Source organism: Streptomyces sp. NPDC005070 (assembly GCF_053600395.1).
The window spans coordinates 1-17,901 of sequence record NZ_JBSFZS010000136.1 but is presented as its reverse complement, the minus strand read 5'-3'; the positions used below and the strand labels follow the sequence as shown (position 1 = coordinate 17,901).

Annotated in this window: 12 protein-coding genes; 5 read left to right on the top strand and 7 right to left on the bottom strand. The window is 71.7% G+C overall.

All coding sequences use genetic code 11. The annotated features are described in order from the left end of the window. Positions 1-99: 99 nt before the first annotated feature. Both ACWEBX_RS31645 and ACWEBX_RS31640 read right to left on the bottom strand, forming a co-directional pair. On the bottom strand, positions 100-1,143 hold the full coding sequence (locus tag ACWEBX_RS31645) for a zinc-dependent alcohol dehydrogenase family protein (protein ID WP_451888209.1): 1,044 nt from the start codon (positions 1,141-1,143) through the stop codon (positions 100-102). A gap of 42 nt (positions 1,144-1,185) precedes the next feature. After that, on the bottom strand, positions 1,186-3,570 hold the full coding sequence (locus ACWEBX_RS31640) for an MMPL family transporter (RefSeq protein ID WP_451888208.1): 2,385 nt from the start codon (positions 3,568-3,570) through the stop codon (positions 1,186-1,188). Positions 3,571-3,735: 165 nt separating this feature from the next. On the opposite strand from ACWEBX_RS31640, the gene ACWEBX_RS31635 reads away from it, so the two are divergent. The 4 genes from ACWEBX_RS31635 to ACWEBX_RS31620 all read left to right on the top strand — a co-directional run bounded on the left by ACWEBX_RS31635 (position 3,736) and on the right by ACWEBX_RS31620 (position 8,251). After that, positions 3,736-4,410, top strand: coding sequence for a TetR family transcriptional regulator (locus ACWEBX_RS31635; RefSeq protein WP_451888207.1), 675 nt, complete (start codon positions 3,736-3,738; stop codon positions 4,408-4,410). Positions 4,411-4,621: 211 nt separating this feature from the next. Continuing rightward, positions 4,622-5,572: a PrsW family intramembrane metalloprotease gene (locus ACWEBX_RS31630; protein ID WP_451888211.1), complete on the top strand. Its 951-nt coding sequence runs from the start codon at positions 4,622-4,624 to the stop codon at positions 5,570-5,572. Positions 5,573-5,667: 95 nt separating this feature from the next. Then, positions 5,668-5,907 carry a heavy-metal-associated domain-containing protein gene (locus tag ACWEBX_RS31625; protein WP_451888206.1) on the top strand — a complete coding sequence of 80 codons (240 nt, stop codon included), beginning with the start codon at positions 5,668-5,670 and terminating at the stop codon, positions 5,905-5,907. A gap of 91 nt (positions 5,908-5,998) precedes the next feature. Further along, the gene (locus tag ACWEBX_RS31620; RefSeq protein WP_451888205.1) at positions 5,999-8,251 is read left to right on the top strand and encodes a heavy metal translocating P-type ATPase; all 2,253 of its coding nucleotides are present in this window, start codon (positions 5,999-6,001) and stop codon (positions 8,249-8,251) included. Positions 8,252-8,822: 571 nt separating this feature from the next. Here the strand turns inward: ACWEBX_RS31620 and ACWEBX_RS31615 are convergent. From ACWEBX_RS31615 to ACWEBX_RS31595, 5 genes are all read right to left on the bottom strand, one after another. Further along, positions 8,823-10,112 (bottom strand): citrate synthase, encoded by a 1,290-nt coding sequence (locus tag ACWEBX_RS31615; protein ID WP_328452257.1) that lies wholly within the window; start codon positions 10,110-10,112, stop codon positions 8,823-8,825. Between the two features lie 325 nt (positions 10,113-10,437). Then, positions 10,438-12,693, bottom strand: a complete 2,256-nt coding sequence (gene recD2 / locus ACWEBX_RS31610; protein WP_451888204.1) for an SF1B family DNA helicase RecD2 — start codon at positions 12,691-12,693, stop codon at positions 10,438-10,440. A 244-nt stretch (positions 12,694-12,937) separates the two neighbouring features. Beyond that, positions 12,938-13,795 (bottom strand): sugar phosphate isomerase/epimerase family protein, encoded by an 858-nt coding sequence (locus ACWEBX_RS31605; RefSeq protein WP_451888203.1) that lies wholly within the window; start codon positions 13,793-13,795, stop codon positions 12,938-12,940. Continuing rightward, positions 13,792-14,949 carry a dihydrodipicolinate synthase family protein gene (locus ACWEBX_RS31600; protein WP_451888202.1) on the bottom strand — a complete coding sequence of 386 codons (1,158 nt, stop codon included), beginning with the start codon at positions 14,947-14,949 and terminating at the stop codon, positions 13,792-13,794. The genes ACWEBX_RS31605 and ACWEBX_RS31600 overlap by 4 nt, the downstream gene beginning before the upstream one ends. After that, positions 14,946-16,097 carry a Gfo/Idh/MocA family protein gene (locus tag ACWEBX_RS31595; RefSeq protein WP_451888201.1) on the bottom strand — a complete coding sequence of 384 codons (1,152 nt, stop codon included), beginning with the start codon at positions 16,095-16,097 and terminating at the stop codon, positions 14,946-14,948. Before ACWEBX_RS31595 ends, ACWEBX_RS31600 begins: the two co-directional genes overlap by 4 nt. A gap of 317 nt (positions 16,098-16,414) precedes the next feature. On the opposite strand from ACWEBX_RS31595, the gene ACWEBX_RS31590 reads away from it, so the two are divergent. Continuing rightward, positions 16,415-17,464 carry a LacI family DNA-binding transcriptional regulator gene (locus ACWEBX_RS31590; protein ID WP_451888210.1) on the top strand — a complete coding sequence of 350 codons (1,050 nt, stop codon included), beginning with the start codon at positions 16,415-16,417 and terminating at the stop codon, positions 17,462-17,464. Positions 17,465-17,901 lie beyond the last annotated feature (437 nt).

Sequence of the window (17,901 nt, the reverse complement as noted above, 5' to 3'; positions counted from 1 at the left end):
CCCCGGTCGCGCCCCGCCGCGCGGGCGCCCTGCCCCCCCCCCGCCCCGGCCGGAACCCCGCCCCGGCCCTGTCCCCTCACCGACCTCGGCCCGGCGCCCTCACGCCCACGGCTCGACGACCGTCACGCCCCGGCCAGGAGCGGACCCCATGGCGGCCAGGGCGGACGGCGCGGCGTCCAGCGCGATGGTGGAGGTCACGAGGAGATCCGGGCGGAGCACTCCGGCGCGGACCAGCTCCAGCAGGGGCGGGTAGGCGTGGGCCGCCATCCCGTGGCTGCCGAGGAGTTCGAGTTCGAGGGCGATCACCCGGGCCATCGGGACCGGGGTGAGACCGGTCGATGAGGGCAGCAGGCCGACCTGGACGTGCCGGCCGCGGCGGCGCAGGCTGTCCACCGAGGCCGCGCAGGTGCCCGGCGATCCGAGGGCGTCCAGCGACACATGCGCGCCCCCGCCGGTCAGTTCACGGACCGCTTGCGCCGGGTCCGCCACGGCGGAGGCGTCCACGCACTCCGCCGCCCCGAACCTCCGTGCCAGACCGAGGGCCGCGGGGGACACGTCGACGGCCACGACGCGCGCGCCGGAAGCCGCCGCGATCATCACCGCCGACAGGCCCACGCCCCCGCAGCCGTGCACCGCGACCCACTCCCCCGGAGCCGTCCTCCCCTGCGCGACCACCGCCCGGAACGCCGTGGCGAACCGGCAGCCCAGCGAGGCCGCCGTGGCGAAGGACAGCTCCTCCGGCAGCGGGATCAGGTTCACCTCGGCGTGGTCGAGCGCCACGTACTGGGCGAAGGAGCCCCAGTGCGTGAACCCCGGCTGGGTCTGCCGCTCGCACACCTGCTGGTCGCCCGCCGCGCAGGCGGGACAGCTTCCGCAGGCGCAGACGAACGGGACGGTGACCCGGTCGCCGGGGCGGTGCCCGCTCACCCCGGCGCCCACCGCCTCGATCACCCCGGCCAGTTCGTGGCCGGGCACGTGCGGCAGCGTGATGTCCGGGTCGTGGCCCATCCAGCCGTGCCAGTCGCTCCGGCACAGCCCCGTGGCCTCGACCCGCACCACCACCCCGTGCTCCGCGGGCGCCGGGTCCGCCACCTCCCGGACCTCGGCCGGCTCCCCGTACCGCTCGAACACCACTGCCCGCATCGGCTCCCGCCCTCCACTCGGAGATCAGCTCCCGCGGAAACGCTAGCGGCGCGCCTCGGCCGTGTCCCGGGCGGACTCCGCGTCCGGTTCCTCCGGCGCGTCCGGGGCCGGCTCCGCGACCGGGGACTCGGTGTCCGGGGACGGCTCGGCATCCCCGACCGGCTCGGCGTCCGGAGCCGGCGTCGGTGGTTCCGACTCGCTGAGGCCGAAGCGGTCGTGGAAGCGGCGCAGGGGTCCCGGTGCCCACCAGGTGGCCCTGCCCGTCAGACGCATGACCGCCGGGACCAGCAGGCTGCGGACGACCATCGCGTCCATCAGGACGGCCAGCGCGACGCCCAGTCCGAGCATCTTGGTGTTGGCCACCCGGGAGGTGCCGATGGCGACCATCACCACCGCGAGGATGACCGCCGCCGCAGTGATCAGTCCACCGGTGCGCTGGAGTCCGAAGCGGACCGCCTCCCGGTGGTCGCCGGTGTGGTCGTACTCCTCCTTGATGCGGGAGAGGAGGAAGACGCCGTAGTCCATGGAGAGGCCGAAGGCGACGCAGAACATCAGGACCGGGAGGGTCGTCTCGATCGAACCGGAGCTGGTGAAGTCGAGGAGGCCGGAGAGATGGCCGTCCTGGAAGACCCAGACCACGGCGCCGAACATCGCCGTCAGACTGAGCGCGTTGAGCAGGACCGCCTGGACCGGGATCAGCACGCTGCCCGTCAGCAGGAACACCAGGAACAGCGTGACGATCGCGATGAAGCCGGCCGCCCATGGGAGCCGGTCGGCTATCGCGTGCTTGGAGTCGACCAGGACAGCCGCCGTGCCGGTCACGGAGGTCTTGAACGGAGCGTCGGCCGCCCGGAGTTCGCCCACCAGCCGCTGGGCCCCCTCGTCCACGGCCTCACCCTTCGGCAGCACCGAGAAGTAGGCGGCGTCGCCCTTCACCAGCGGGCCGTCCACGCGCAGCACCTCGGGCAGGGCGGCGATCCGCTCGCGGTACCGGGCGTACTCCGTCTCCGTGGCGCTCCCCTCGGCCAGAACCTCCAGAGCGCTGCCCGGGCTGCCGGCGAAGCCGTCGCGGATGTGCTGCTGGACGATGTGCGATTCCGCGCCCGAGGGGAGCTGCCGGTCGTCGGCCGTGCCGAACTTCACGCCCAGGAAGGGCAGTCCGAGAACGATGAGGCCGGCCGTGGTGGCCACCGCGAAGAGCGGCGCCCTGCGCATGACGAGCGAGGCCGTGCGTCCCCAGAGGGCCCCGCCGGCGGCCGGGTCCGGCGTGCCGCGCCGGAACAGCCGCCGCAGATCGAGGGAGTTCACCCGGTCACCGAGGAGCATCAGCGCCGCGGGGAGCAGGATCAGGGCGGCGGCCGCGGCGAGCAGCACGACGGCGATGCCCGCGTAGGCGAAGGAGCGCAGAAAGTACTGCGGGAAGACGAGCATCGCGGCCAGCGACACCGCGACCGTCAGGGAGGAGAAGAGAACGGTCCGGCCCGCGGTGCGCAGGGTGACACCGATCGCGGCGCGCGGTGGGGCGCCGGCGGCCAGTTCCTCGCGGAACCTGCGGACGATGAACAGGGCGTAGTCGATGGCGAGACCGAGGCCGAGGGCCGTCGTCAGGTTCATCGCGAAGACCGAGACGTCCGTGACCTCGGTGAGTCCGCGCAGCACGGCGTTGGTGCCGAGGATCGCGATGATCCCGACCCCGAGCGGGAGCAGGGCCGCGACGGCGCTCCCGAAGACCATGACCAGCAGCAGGAGGGTCACGGGAAGGGCGATCATCTCGGCCCGGGTGAGGTCCTCCTTGATGGTCGTCTGCATCTCGTGACGTACGGCGACCGGTCCGCCGACCTCGACCTCGACGGACCCGCTCTCTCCTCGGTAGGAGGGCGCGATGCGGTCCAGGGTGCGGGCCGCGGCCGTCTCGTCACCGGTGAGCCGGGCGGCGATCAGCGCTTCGTGGCCGTCGCGGGCCTTCAGCGTGGGTGACGGGGTCTGCCAGTACGAACCGACGCCGGTGACGCCGGGCTCGGCGGCCAGACGTGCCGCGATCCGCCGGGCCTCCGCGGCGACCGCGGGGTCGTCGACCGAGGCCTTGCCCGCGTCGAGAAGGAGCAGCAGGTTGGGCTGCGAGGCGGGGAACTCCCGCTCCAGGGCCTTGGTCGCGTACGTGGACTGCGCGGTGGGGTCCTCCCAGCCGCCGCTGCCCAGCCGGTCCGCGACTCCGCTGCCGGCGACCACGGCGAGCGCGGTCAGCAGGAGGGCGACGAGCAGGGAGAGTCGTGGGCGCGCGGTCACGAACCGGGTCCAGCCGCCGAGGCGGGCACCCCCGTCCGTACCGCCGCCCGAGCCCGTACCTCCGCGCTCGGCCCCCTGCTCGCCCCGGCTCTCGCCGGCCCCGGTCGCTGGCCCGGCGTCCGCGCCGTCGACTTCGGACATGATGCGGTGTCCCCTTCACCGTGACCCGATGACCCGCATCCGTGCAGGCATCATGGATCGCCCATTGCCATAGACTGGCAAACACGAGACGTCGCTCGCGTTTTTCAAGAATGCGAGTGACCGCTCGTGTTTGTCAATCGTGTCCCGAGAAGCTGGGGATGACCCGTGCCCGAGAAGCAGCAGACCGAGGAGTCCCCGGAGCACCGGCAGCCGGCCGAGGAGAAGCCGCGCCGCCGTCAGGCCCGCGGCGAGCGCCGCGTGGCCCAGCTCCTGGAGGCGGCGGCCTCGGTGTTCTGCCGGACCGGCTACACCGCGGCGAGCACCAACGCCATCGCCCGCGAGGCCGGCGTCTCGCCCGGCACGCTCTACCAGTTCTTCCCGAACAAGGAGGCCATCGCGGTCGGCCTCAGCGACCAGCTCCTCGACGACTGGGCACGCTCGCACGGGCAGGCGCTCGCCCAGGAGAACGCCGGCCTCCCGCTGGACCGGATGCTCGACGCGGTCCTCGACCCGCTGATCGAGTTCAACGTCGAGCACCCGGCCTTCGCCGTCCTGATGCACGGCGCCGACACCCCGGGAGTGATCGTCGAGGAGATCGGCACCCTGCACGGCACGCTCCTCGCCCGCGTCGAGGAGATGATCGGGGCCCGTCTGCCGGACCTGCCGTCCGGCGAGCGCACCCGCACCGCGAACATGGCGGTCCATCTGTTCAAGGCCGGTCTCACCCTGGTCATGTCCCACGAGGGCGCCGAACGGGACGGCTACATCGTGGAGCTCAAGACGGTCATGCACCGCTATCTGGAGCCGCTGCTCGAGAGCGGATCGCCCGCCGGACACTGAGCCGCGCCGCGCCGCGCCGGACGGGTCTGCACCAGCGCTCCGGCCTGCGACATCCGGGACATGTGTCATAAGGTTCGGGCAAAACGATCAGCGATCCGCGGCATCGATCCGTCCGCGCGCCCGCGCCACGCGCCCGGGCGCCGCCCCGACGCCGGAACGCGGGCCCCCGTCCGAGCCCGCGGGCGGCCCCCCGAGGGACAGAGGGATGGCCGTGACCCAGAATCCGCCACCGGGCACCCCCCGGGCCCGCATTCCCGGACCGCAGCAGCCCCCGCCGCCGCATCCCCGGATCCCCGCCGGCCTCTGGAGGCGCTGCCTCGGCATCGGGGTGGCCCTCTGGGTGCTGACCGCGGTCCTCACGTACGCCACGAGGGACGTCACACCGCTGCCGACGCTGATCCTGCTGGGCAGTTTCCTCGTGCCGGTCGCCTTCGTGCTCTGGGCGTACGAACGGCACGGCCGCGACCTGGGCACGAGTCCGCTCCTCGGCTGCTTCCTGACCGGTGGCGCCCTGGGCGCGCTGGGCGCCTCGGTGACGGAGTACCAGCTCACCCACCCCGCGATGGGGATGTTCGTGAGCACCGGACTCGCCGAGGAGGCCGTGAAGCTCGGCGCGCTGATGTTCCTGCTGCGCCGGCACACCCTGATCCGCGGGCCACGGGCCGGCCTGGTGCTCGGCGCGACGCTCGGGTTCGGCTTCGCGGCCCTGGAGGGCGCGGGCCACGCCTTCGACGCGGCCGTGTCCCTCCAGGGTGCCGGCCTGCGCACGCTCCTGGAGACCGAGATCCTGCGCGGGGTGCTCACCCCGTTCGGACACGGCCTGTGGACCGCGGTCACGGGCGCGGCCCTGCTGGCGCGGCGCCGCCCGGACGGACGCTTCCGCCTGACCGCCCAGGTGGCCGGCGCCTGCCTCGGCGCCTCCCTGCTGCACGCCCTGTGGGACTCGACGCGCGGGATCGCACTGTGGCTGGTGGACCGGCTCGGCCGCGCCGGACTCGACCGGGCACTGCCCGCCCGCGGCGGGCTGCCGAGGCCCACCGGCGGACAGGACCACCTCCTCACCCTGTTCTCGGTGGGGGGCCTGTTCCTCGTCGCGCTCGCGGGGCTGGCCTGGGCGCGCTCGCTGGCGCACCGCGACGCCACTTGGAGAAATACCCCCTAGGGGTATAGTGTGGTGAGCATCGAGGGGAACCCTGGGTTCCCAGGGATCCCTCCCGTGCACGCACACCCCAGAACGCCTCGATGAGGAGTAACGCCATGACCGCCCAGACCGGCACCCCGGGTTCCGTCACCACCGTGTACAAGGTGAGCGGCATGAGCTGCGGACACTGTGAAGGCTCCGTCGGCGGCGAGATCTCCGCGATCCCCGGCGTGAGCTCCGTGAAGGCCGTCGCCTCCACCGGCGAGGTCACCGTCGTCTCCGCGGCCGCGCTCGACGAGGGCGCCGTCCGCGCCGCCGTCGACGAGGCGGGCTTCGAGCTCGTCGGCCTGGCCTGAGCGAGCCCCGCAGCTCTCCTTCTCCGTACCGGGCCGTGCCGACCGGCTGATACCGGCTCCGCGCGGCCCGGCCCCTTCCTGGAGCCGCACCATGACCACCGCAGCACCCGAGACGCCGATAGGCACGCCCTCGGAGATCGAACTCTCCATCGGCGGGATGACCTGCGCCTCCTGCGCGGCCCGCGTCGAGAAGAAGCTCAACCGCATGGACGGCGTCACCGCCACGGTCAACTTCGCGACGGAGAAGGCCAAGGTCTCCTACCCCGAGGGGGTACGGGTCGCCGATCTGATCGCCACCGTGGTGAAGACGGGCTACACCGCCGAAGAGCCCCCGCCGCCCGCACCGCCGTCACCCCTCGAGCGGGAGGCGCCCGCGGCCGACGACGATCCCGAGACGGCCGCCCTGCGCGAGCGGCTGACCGTCTCCGCGGTGCTCGCCCTGCCCGTGGTCCTCATGTCGATGGTCCCGGCCCTCCAGTTCGACAACTGGCAGTGGCTCTCCCTGACGCTCGCCGCGCCCGTCGTGGTCTGGGGCGGGCTGCCCTTCCACCGGGCCGCCGTGACGAACGCGCGGCACGGCGCGGCCACCATGGACACCCTGGTCTCGGTCGGTACCCTCGCCGCGTTCGGCTGGTCCCTGTGGGCGCTGTTCTTCGGTGACGCGGGGATGCCCGGCATGCGGCACGGCTTCGAGTTCACCGTCTCCCGTACGGACGGCGCCTCCGCCCTCTACCTGGAGGTCGCCGCGGGGGTCGTCGCGTTCATCCTGCTCGGCCGCTTCCTGGAGGCCCGCTCCAAGCGGCGCGCGGGAGCGGCTCTGCGGGCGCTGCTGGAACTCGGCGCCCGGGACGTCTGCGTCCTGCGGGACGGCCGTGAGGTCCGCATTCCCGTGGCGCAACTGGCCGTCGGCGACCGCTTCGTCGTACGGCCCGGCGAGAAGATCGCCACCGACGGCACCGTCGTCGAGGGCGCGTCGGCCGTGGACGCGTCCATGCTGACCGGAGAGTCGGTGCCGGTGGACGTGGGCGTCGGCGACGCCGTCACCGGTGCGACCGTGAACGCCGGGGGCCGGCTCATCGTCGAGGCCACCCGGATCGGCGCGGACACGCAGCTCGCGCGGATGGCCCGGCTCGTCGAGGACGCGCAGAACGGCAAGGCCGAGGTGCAGCGTCTGGCCGACCGGATCTCCGGGGTCTTCGTGCCCGCCGTCCTGCTCGTCGCGCTCGGCACGTTCGGGGTCTGGATCGCGGTCACCGGGGACACGGTCGCGGCCTTCACCGCCGCCGTCGCGGTGCTGATCATCGCCTGCCCGTGCGCGCTCGGCCTGGCCACCCCGACCGCCCTGATGGTCGGCACCGGCCGCGGCGCCCAGCTCGGCATCCTGATCAAGGGACCCGAGGTCCTGGAGTCCACCCGCCGCGTCGACACCGTCCTCCTGGACAAGACCGGCACGGTGACGACGGGCCGCATGAGTCTGCACGAGGTCCACGTCGCCGAGGGACGGGCCGAGGAAGACGTCCTGCGGCTCGCGGGAGCCCTGGAACACGCCTCCGAGCATCCGGTTGCCCGAGCGATCGCGACAGGCGCCCAGGAGCGCGTCGGCGACCTTCCGGCGCCGGAGCACTTCGAGAACGTGCCGGGACGGGGCGTGCGCGGGCGGGTGGCCGGCGTCGAGGTCACCGTCGGCCGGTTCCCCGGGACGCTGCCGGGAACGCTTGCGGACGCGAAGAGCACGGCCGAGGCGGCGGGCCGTACGGCCGTCGTGGTCGCACTGGACGGCACGGCGGCGGGCGTGCTGGCCGTCGCCGACACGATCAAGGAGACCAGCGCCGAGGCCGTACGCGAACTGCGGGACCTCGGGCTCACGCCGATGCTGCTGACCGGGGACAACCGGGCGGTCGCCGAGGCCGTGGCGCGGGAGGTCGGCATCGGCCCGGCCGACGTGATCGCCGAGGTGCTGCCCGAGGACAAGGTCGCCGTGGTCGCGCGGCTGCAGGGCGAGGGACGGGCCGTCGCGATGGTCGGCGACGGGGTGAACGACGCGGCGGCGCTCGCCACCGCCGATCTGGGCCTCGCGATGGGCACGGGGACGGACGCGGCGATCGAGGCGAGCGATCTGACGCTCGTGCGCGGGGATCTGCGGGTGGCCGCGGACGCGATCCGGCTGGCACGCGCCACCTTGTCGACGATCAAGGGAAATCTGGTCTGGGCCTTCGGCTACAACGTGGCGGCACTCCCGCTCGCCGCCGCCGGCCTGCTGAATCCCATGATCGCGGGGGCCGCGATGGCCTTTTCGTCCGTTTTCGTGGTCACGAACAGCCTTCGACTCAGAGCATTCGCGTGACGACAGAGCCCGAGTCCCCCTAGAGTCCAACGAGAGCCTCACATAAGCTCTTCACAAGGCTCGCGCATCTTCCTTACGATTGGTTCGCGATTCTCATATCGGGGCTCTTGCGTATCTTCAGGACATATGCAAGAGATCCAGATCACAGTGATGTGAACGTAACCACCGAAGGGGTTCGTCAGTCTAAGTTGGCGATGTCAGAAGCGTCTTGGGGGGCGCGACTGGCATCTGGGGATGTCTTGGGGGACGTTCCCGGAAATTGCGTCGCCGGGGCACGTACTACGGGGAGCTTTGAGCGGCCCTCCCGATCCGTACGCGTCCCGGCAGATCGCACCGCAGTACGGCGAGCTCCGCTCGCCCGGCTCACCGTCGGCCCCGTGCCGGCACACAGCGATTCAGGCGCTGTCCACAGACGCCCGGCCGGATCCCGTGGGGGGAATCCGCACCGGGACAAGGAAAGCGCCCTGACTGCCGGCCCGTGGGGGGACCGGTAGCAGGGCGCTTTCCGTTTTTCGCCTGGTCACAGGTTCACCGGGCCCCGCCTACGGAGCCCGGTGATCGTGTGCGAGCCTCAGCGGGCCTCGACCGGCACGAAGTCGCGCTCGACGATGCCCGTGTAGATCTGGCGCGGGCGGCCGATGCGGGAGCCGGGCTCCTTGATCATCTCGTGCCACTGGGCGATCCAGCCCGGCAGCCGGCCGAGGGCGAACAGGACCGTGAACATCTCGGTCGGGAAGCCCATGGCGCGGTAGATCAGGCCGGTGTAGAAGTCGACGTTCGGGTAGAGGTTGCGCGAGACGAAGTAGTCGTCGGAGAGCGCGTGCTCCTCCAGCTTCAGCGCGATGTCGAGCAGCTCGTCGGACTTGCCGAGAGCGGACAGGACGTCGTGCGCGGCGGCCTTGATGATCTTCGCGCGCGGGTCGAAGGACTTGTACACCCGGTGGCCGAAGCCCATCAGGCGGACGCCGTCCTCCTTGTTCTTCACCTTGCGGATGAAGGAGTCGACGTCGCCGCCGTTGGCCTGGATGCCCTCGAGCATCTCCAGGACCGACTGGTTGGCGCCGCCGTGCAGCGGGCCCCACAGCGCGGAGATGCCGGCGGAGATCGAGGCGAACATGTTCGCCTGCGAGGAGCCGACCAGACGCACGGTGGAGGTCGAACAGTTCTGCTCGTGGTCGGCGTGCAGGATCAGCAGCTTGTCCAGCGCGGAGACGACCACCGGGTCGAGCTCGTAGTCCTGCGCGGGGACCGAGAAGGTCATGCGCAGGAAGTTCTCGACGTACCCGAGGTCGTTGCGCGGGTAGACGAAGGGGTGACCGATCGACTTCTTGTACGCGTACGCCGCGATCGTCGGAAGCTTGGCGAGCAGCCGGATCGTGGAGAGGTTGCGCTGCTTCTCGTCGAACGGGTTGTGGCTGTCCTGGTAGAACGTCGACAGCGCCGAGACGACCGACGACAGCATCGCCATCGGGTGGGCGTCGCGCGGGAAGCCGCGGTAGAAGTTCTTGACGTCCTCGTGCAGCAGGGTGTGCTGCGTGATCTCGTTCTTGAAGGTGGAGAGCTCGTCGACGTTCGGGAGCTCGCCGTTGATCAGCAGGTAGGCCACCTCCAGGAAGGTGGACCGCTCGGCGAGCTGCTCGATCGGGTAGCCGCGGTAGCGGAGGATGCCCTGCTCACCGTCGAGATAGGTGATCGCGGATTTATACGCGGCGGTGTTGCCGTACCCGCTGTCCAGCGTCACCAGACCCGTCTGGGCGCGGAGCTTGCCGATGTCGAAGCCCTTGTCGCCGACGGTGCTGTCGATCACCGGGTAGGTGTACTCGCCATCGCCGAACCGCAGTACTACAGAGTTGTCGCTCACGTCATCCCTCACCGACGTTGTGCCTCTTCTTCGAGGTGCCCTGACTGTCTCTACCATCCCCCATTTGGCCCTGGAGAGTGCACTCGGGGTCGACCATTGGGCCTATCGGCGGCACTGAGTGCCGCCAACCTGCTCATCCTGCCGCGTCCGCCCCGCAACCGGAAGTGCTCTGTGACCTTCCTGACTCGTTTGATCGATCATTTTTTCCGACGGGCCTCGTCCCATGCCCGAAAGGCCCCGTTCGCCGCTCGCGCGGGGCCCGTTCGCCACGCGCGGGGCGGTGGTTCACGAGCGCTGCCGCGAGTCGTGCCTCACGAGCGATGCTTCACGAGCCGGAGAGCCGGAAGTCCAGGGCCGTGCACCGGCGTCCCGCGGACACCGTACGCACCGCCTGGCCTATCGCCTTGCGCGAACCGACGAGAACGACCAGCTTCTTGGCCCGGGTGACCGCCGTGTAGAGCAGATTGCGCTGGAGCATCATCCAGGCGCCCGTGGTCACGGGGATCACCACCGCCGGGTACTCGCTGCCCTGGGAGCGGTGGATGGTCACCGCGTACGCGTGCGCCAGCTCGTCGAGCTCGTCGAATTCGTACGGCACCTCCTCGTCCTCGTCCGTGCGCACCGTCAGCCGCTGCTCGACGGGATCGAGCGAGGTGACGACACCCACGGTGCCGTTGAAGACGCCGTTCTCCCCTTTGTCGTAGTTGTTGCGGATCTGGGTGACCTTGTCGCCGACCCGGAAGACCCGGCCGCCGATCCGCTTCTCGGCGAGGTCCGGGCGGCCGGGGGTGATGGCCTGCTGGAGCAGTCCGTTCAGGAGCCCCGCGCCGGCCGGGCCCCGGTGCATGGGAGCGAGGACCTGGATGTCCCGGCGGGGGTCGAGACCGAACTTGGCCGGAATCCGACGGGCCGCCACGTCCACGGTGAGCCGCCCCGCCTCCTCGGTGTCGTCCTCGACGAAGAGGAAGAAGTCCTTCATGCCGTCGGTGAGCGGATGCTGCCCCGAGTTGATCCGGTGGGCGTTGGTCACCACCCCGGACTGCTGGGCCTGGCGGAAGACCTTGGTGAGACGCACCGCGGGGACCGGGCCCCGCTCGGCGAGCAGGTCGCGCAGCACCTCGCCGGCGCCGACGCTCGGCAACTGGTCGACGTCGCCGACGAAAAGGAGGTGGGCACCCGGGGGCACCGCCTTGACCAGCTTGTTGGCGAGCAGCAGGTCGAGCATGGAGGCCTCGTCCACGACGACCAGGTCGGCGTCCAGCGGACGGTCCTTGTCATAGGCCGCGTCACCGCCCGGCTTGAGCTCCAGAAGCCGGTGCACGGTGGAGGCCTCGGCCCCGGTCAGCTCGGCCAGACGCTTGGCGGCACGGCCGGTGGGCGCGGCGAGCAGCACCTTGGCGCCCTTGGCACGGGCCAGCTCCACGATCGAGCGGACCGTGAACGACTTGCCGCAGCCCGGACCCCCGGTCAGCACGGCGACCTTCTCGGTGAGCGCGAGCCGGACCGCCGCCTCCTGCTCCGGGGCCAGCTCCGCGCCCGTACGCCCCTTGAGCCAGACCAGTGCCCTGTCCCAGGCCACGTCACGGAAGCCGGGCATCCGGTCGCGGTCGCTGCGCAGCAGGCGCAGCACCTGTGCGGAGAGCGAGAGTTCGGCGCGGTGGAAGGGGACGAGGTAGACCGCCGTCACCGGGTCGCCGCCGTCCGGGCCCGGGACCTTCTCCCGTACGACACCGGGGTCCTCGCCGTCCTCCGCGGGGGCCGCCAGCTCGGCCAGGCACTCGATGACCAGGCCGGTGTCGACCTGGAGCAGCTTCACCGCGTCCGCGATCAGCCGCTCCTCGGGGAGGTAGCAGTGCCCCTGGTCGGTGGACTGCGACAGGGCGTACTGAAGGCCCGCCTTGACGCGCTCGGGGCTGTCGTGCGGGATGCCGACGGACTGGGCGATCTTGTCGGCGGTGAGGAAGCCGATGCCCCAGACGTCGGACGCCAGGCGGTAGGGCTGGTTCTTCACGACCGAGATCGAGGCGTCGCCGTACTTCTTGTAGATGCGGACCGCGATGGAGGTGGACACCTCCACGGTCTGGAGGAAGAGCATGACCTCCTTGATCGCCTTCTGTTCCTCCCAGGCGTCGGCGATCCTCCCCGTGCGCTTGGGGCCGAGTCCGGGGACCTCGATGAGCCGCTTCGGCTCCTCCTCGATGATCCGCAGGGTGTCGAGGCCGAAGTGCTCGGTGATGCGGTCGGCGAAGACCGGTCCGATGCCCTTGACCAGGCCGGATCCGAGATAGCGGCGGATGCCCTGGACGGTGGCCGGGAGCACCGTCGTGTAGTTCTCCACGGTGAACTGCTTGCCGTACTGCGGGTGGGAGCCCCAGCGGCCCTCCATGCGCAGGGATTCGCCGACCTGGGCGCCGAGAAGGGAGCCGACGACGGTGAGCAGGTCGCCGGCGCCCCGGCCGGTGTCGACCCGGGCGACCGTGTAGCCGTTCTCCTCGTTGGCGTACGTGATGCGTTCGAGCACGCCTTCCAGCGTGGCCAGTCGCCGCTCGCCCGTCTGGGCGGCCCCCGCCTGATCGGTCATGATCCGACGGTACCGCCCGCCACCGACAGCGCTCCGGCGCCGTGTTCGACGGGCCGGAAAATTTCGAGGGGCCCGGTCCGTCGACCGGGCCCCTCGGCTTTCCCCTCCGTATCAGAACCCCCGCGATCCCCCCGGATCCCCCTCCAAAGGTCCTGATGCCACGTACGACCCACGAGGCCGCGGAAGGGTTGTACGCACTTCCGAAGATTCTTTTGTCCAGCCGTCCCGGCGGCGCCCCGAGCCGCTAACCGGTGTGTTCCGCCCCGAGCCGCCAACCGGCGTGTTCCACGAACCGTGCCGCCGTCTCCGCCAGCACCTCGCGTCCGTCCCTGGCCCAGAGCTCCTCGTTGAAGAGCTCGACCTCGATGGGGCCGGTGTAGCCCGCCGCCTCGACCAGGCCGCGCCACACACGGAAGTCGACCGAGCCGTCGCCGAGCTGGCCGCGGCCGTCGAGGACGCCCGCGGGCAGCGGGGTGGTCCAGTCGGCGAGCTGGAAGCTGTGGATGCGGCCGCCCGCCCCCGCGCGGGCGATCTGGGCGGGGGCCGTGTCGTCCCACCAGAGGTGGTACGTGTCGACGGTGACGCCCACCTGGTCGGCGGGGAAGCGTTCCGCGAGGTCCAGGGCCTGGGCGAGGGTGGACACCACGCAGCGGTCGGCCGCGTACATGGGGTGGAGCGGCTCGACGGCGAGACGCACCCCGCGGGAGGCGGCGTACGGGCCCAGTTCGCCGAGCGCGTCGGCGATGCGCTCCCGGGCGCCGTGCAGGTCCTTCGAGCCGGGCGGCAGGCCGCCGGAGACCAGGACGAGGGTGTCGGTGCCGAGCGCGGCCGCCTCGTCGACGGCGGCCCGGTTGTCGTCCAGCGCGCGCCGCCGCTCCCCCGGGTCGATCGCCGTGAGGAAGCCGCCCCGGCACAGGGTGGTGACGGCCAGACCCGCGTCGTGGACGAGTTTCGCGGTGGCGTCGAGGCCGTACGACCGCACAGGTTCGCGCCACAGGCCGACACCCGGGACGCCCGTCTCCAGGCAGGCGGCGACCAGTTCGGGCAGCGAGAGCTGTTTGACCGTCATCTGGTTGACGGAGAAGCGGGCGAGGCTGCTCATGAGGTCACTCCGTACAGGGCGAGCAGGGTCTTCATCCGGGTTTCGGCGCGCCGTGGGTCCGGGAACAGGCCCAGTCCGTCGGCGAGTTCGTAGGCGCGGGCGAGGTGGGGCAGGGAGCGTGCCGACTGGAGGCCGCCCAGCATCGCGAAGTGGTCCTGGTGGCCGGCGAGCCAGGCCAGCAGGACGACACCCGTCTTGTAGAAGCGGGTCGGGGGGTGGAAGAGGTGCCGGGCCAACTCGGTGGTCGGGTCGAGGAGTTCACGGAATCCCTTGATGTCCCCGGTGTCCAGGACGCGTACCGCCCGGGCGGCGAGAGGGGCGAGCGGATCGAAGACGCCGAGCAGCGCGTGACTGAAGCCGCGCTCGTCGCCCGCGATCAGCTCGGGGTAGTTGAAGTCGTCGCCGGTGTAGCAGCGGACGCCGTCCGGGAGGCGGCGGCGCAGTCCGACCTCCCGGACGGCGTCCAGCAGGGAGACTTTGACGCCGTCCACCTTGTCCGGGTGGGCGGCGATCACCTCCAGGAACGCCTCCGTCGCCGTGTCCAGGTTGTCCGAGCCCCAGTAGCCCTCCAGGGCCGGGTCGAACATCGGGCCCAGCCAGTGCAGGATCACCGGGCCGGCCGCCTGGCGCAGGAGGTGGCCGTAGACGTCGAGGTAGTCCTCGGGTCCGGCGGCGGCCGCGGCGAGGGCACGCGAGGCCATCAGGACCGGCTGCGCGCCCGACTCCTCGACGAGGGCGAGCTGTTCCTCGTAGGCGGCCCGCACCTCGCGGAGCGTGGCCGGGCCGGTGAGCTGGTCCGTGCCGACTCCGCACGCGATCCGGCCGCCGACGGCCCTGGCCTCGGCCGAGGACCTCCGGATCAGTTCGGCGGCCCCGGCCCAGTCCAGGCCCATCCCGCGCTGGGAGGTGTCCATCGCCTCGGCGACACCGAGTCCGTGCGACCACAGATGGCGCCGGAAGGCGAGGGTGGCGTCCCAGTCGACGGCGGCGGGCGCGTCGGGCGAGACGTCCGCGTACGGGTCGGCGACGACATGCGCGGCGGCGAAGACCGTACGGGAGGCGAGGGACGCGGCCGCGGGGAGGGCCACGAGGGGGTCGGTGCGCGGCTCGTAGGTCCGCAACCGGCCGCCGGCGTCCGGGAGTCGGATGGTCACAGCGCGATCTCCGGTACGTCGAGGCGGCGGCCCTCGGCCGAGGATTTCAGGCCCAGTTCGGCGAGTTGGACGCCGCGGGCGCCGGCGAGGAGGTCCCAGCGGTAGGGGGCGTCGGCGTAGACGTGCCGCAGGAACAGCTCCCACTGGGCTTTGAAGCCGTTGTCGAACTCGGCGTTGTCGGGGACCTCCTGCCACTGCTCGCGGAAGGAGTAGGTGGCCGGGATGTCCGGGTTCCAGACCGGCTTGGGGGTCGAACCGCGGTGCTGGACGCGGCAGTTGCGCAGTCCGGCGACGGCCGAGCCTTCCGTGCCGTCGACCTGGAACTCCACGAGTTCGTCGCGGTGGACGCGCACGGTCCACGAGGAGTTGATCTGGGCGACCGCGCCGCCCTCCAGCTCGAAGATGCCGTAGGCCGCGTCGTCGGCCGTGGCGTCGTAGGGCATGCCCCGCTCGTCCCAGCGCTGCGGGACATGGGTGGCGGTGAGCGCCTGCACCGAGGTGACGCGGCCGAAGAGTTCGTGCAGGACGTACTCCCAGTGCGGGAACATGTCGACGACGATGCCGCCGCCGTCCTCGGCGCGGTAGTTCCAGGAGGGCCGCTGGGCGCTCTGCCAGTCGCCCTCGAAGACCCAGTAGCCGAACTCTCCGCGGACGGACAGGATCCGGCCGAAGAAGCCGCCGTCGACGAGCCGCTTCAGCTTGAGCAGTCCGGGCAGGAAGAGCTTGTCCTGGACGACGCCGTGCTTGACGCTCGCGGCGTGCGCGAGGCGGGCCAGTTCGAGGGCTCCCGCGAACCCGGTGGCGGTCGGCTTCTCCGTGTAGATGTGCTTGCCCGCCGCGACGGCCTTCCTGAGGGCTTCCTCGCGGGCGGACGTCACCTGGGCGTCGAAGTAGAGGTCGACGGACGGATCGGCGAGCACCGCGTCCAGGTCCGTCGACCAGTGGGCGAGGCCGTGCCGCTCGGCGAGCGCCTTCAGCGCGTCCTCGCGACGGCCGACGAGGACGGGTTCGGGCCACAGCACGGTGCCGTCACCGAGGTCGAGGCCGCCCTGTTCGCGCAGGGCGAGTATCGAGCGGACGAGGTGCTGCCGGTAACCCATGCGTCCCGTCACGCCGTTCATGGCGATCCGCACCGTCTTGCGTGTCACGTCTTTCCCTCCGTACGCCTCGGGCGCCGCGCACGCTGACTGGCGAGCGTGACAGCAAGCGCTTTCTATCCAGTGAGAAGCTAGCCTCTGTGCAGCGGTATGGACAAGACCACTGCGAAGACGGGTTGTTCGAGGGGGCGAACAACGGGGGCCGATGGCCGTATGGTCTGCACGGACCCTGCCCACAGGAAGCGGCGCACCCGGCCTTCGACTCCGTGTTCGACGCCGTACGACGAGACATGACCAGGCATGACGACGTACGACATGTACGACCCCGTACGAAGTGGTACGACAAGGCGCGACCGGAGGACGATGAGATGACGGTGACCCTGGCGGACGTGGCGGCCCGCGCGCAGGTCTCTCCCGCGACGGTGTCGCGCGTGCTGAACGGGAACTACCCCGTGGCCTCCTCCACGCGCGAGCGGGTGCTGCGGGCGGTGGACGAACTGGACTACGTGCTGAACGGCCCGGCGAGTTCGCTGGCCGCGGCGACCTCCGACCTCGTCGGCATCCTGGTCAACGACATCGCCGACCCCTTCTTCGGGATCATGGCGGCGGCCATCCAGTCGGAGATCGGCGGGCCCGGGGGGCGCGCGGGCGGGGAGCGGCTCGGGGTCGTCTGCAACACCGGCGGCTCCCCCGAGCGCGAGCTGACCTACCTCACGCTCCTTCAGCGCCAGCGTGCCGCCGCGGTGGTGCTCACCGGCGGCGCGATAGAGGACACCGCGCACGCGGGCGCGGTCGCCGCCAAGCTGCGCAAGCTGACCGAGGCGGGCACCCGGGTCGTACTGTGCGGGCGGCCGCCCGCACCGGAGGCGCCCGAGGCGATCGCGCTCACCTTCGACAACCGCGGTGGCGGGAGGCAGCTCACCGAGCACCTCATCGGCCTCGGGCACCGGCGGCTCGGGTACATCGCGGGTCCCGAGGAGCGCACGACGACCCGCCACCGACTGGAGGGCCACCGGGCCGCGCTCGACGCCCACGGCATCGAGGACGACCCCCGGCGCACCGTGCACGGCCGCTACGACCGCCGGTCCGGGTACGAGGCGACGCTCGAACTCCTGCGCCGTGATCCGTCGTTGACGGCGGTCGTCGCCGCGAACGACACCGTGGCGCTGGGCGCCTGTGCCGCGCTGCGCGACTCCGGGCTGCGCATCCCCAGCGACGTGTCCGTCGCCGGCTTCGACGATCTGCCGTTCAGCATCGACGCGGTGCCCGCTCTCACGACCGTGCGGCTTCCGCTCTCCGAGGCGGGGGCCCGGGCCGGGCGGATCGCCATGGGGCGGGAGGAGCCGCCGCCGGGTGGGATCGCGACGGTGCGGGGCGAACTGATGGTCCGGGGCTCCACCGCGGCTCCCCGGGACTGACCTCCCCTTCCCGGCCTCCTCCTGACCCCGAGACCCGCTGCCGCAAGGGGTCTCCCGGGGGCCGGATTGCCCGGGCTTTCACAGGTTCCCCGGAGCTCAGCCTTTTCTTCGCCCCCTCCGCCCCTACCCTTCCCACCCTGGGGCTCCGCCCCAGACCCCGCTCCTCAAACGCCGGAGGGGCTGAAACTTGCCCCGGCCGGAGCTGAACATCGCACCCGCAACCGGGATCCGGCGGCAGGGGGCAGGCGGCACCACGACGCACCCGCAGCCGGCGACGCGCCGTCGGGGCCGTGCCGGTACATCGATGCCCGTCGCCACCGACGCCCACCCCTCACCCAACGGCGACGGGCTGATGCCAGGACGAGGACCAGCGACGCGGGCTCGTGGACGCGGCGCGCTCGGCCGGCACCGTGCTCGTCGTCGACGAGACGATGAGC

Excerpts from the sequence above, each read along its gene's own strand:
- ACWEBX_RS31645 (WP_451888209.1), bottom strand. The coding sequence starts at position 1,143 with ATGCGGGCAGTGGTGTTCGAGCGGTACGGGGAGCCGGCCGAGGTCCGG.
- ACWEBX_RS31640 (WP_451888208.1), bottom strand. The coding sequence starts at position 3,570 with ATGTCCGAAGTCGACGGCGCGGACGCCGGGCCAGCGACCGGGGCCGGC.
- ACWEBX_RS31625 (WP_451888206.1), top strand. The coding sequence starts at position 5,668 with ATGACCGCCCAGACCGGCACCCCGGGTTCCGTCACCACCGTGTACAAG.
- ACWEBX_RS31620 (WP_451888205.1), top strand. The coding sequence starts at position 5,999 with ATGACCACCGCAGCACCCGAGACGCCGATAGGCACGCCCTCGGAGATC.
- recD2 (WP_451888204.1), bottom strand. The coding sequence starts at position 12,693 with ATGACCGATCAGGCGGGGGCCGCCCAGACGGGCGAGCGGCGACTGGCC.
- ACWEBX_RS31605 (WP_451888203.1), bottom strand. The coding sequence starts at position 13,795 with ATGAGCAGCCTCGCCCGCTTCTCCGTCAACCAGATGACGGTCAAACAG.
- ACWEBX_RS31590 (WP_451888210.1), top strand. The coding sequence starts at position 16,415 with ATGACGGTGACCCTGGCGGACGTGGCGGCCCGCGCGCAGGTCTCTCCC.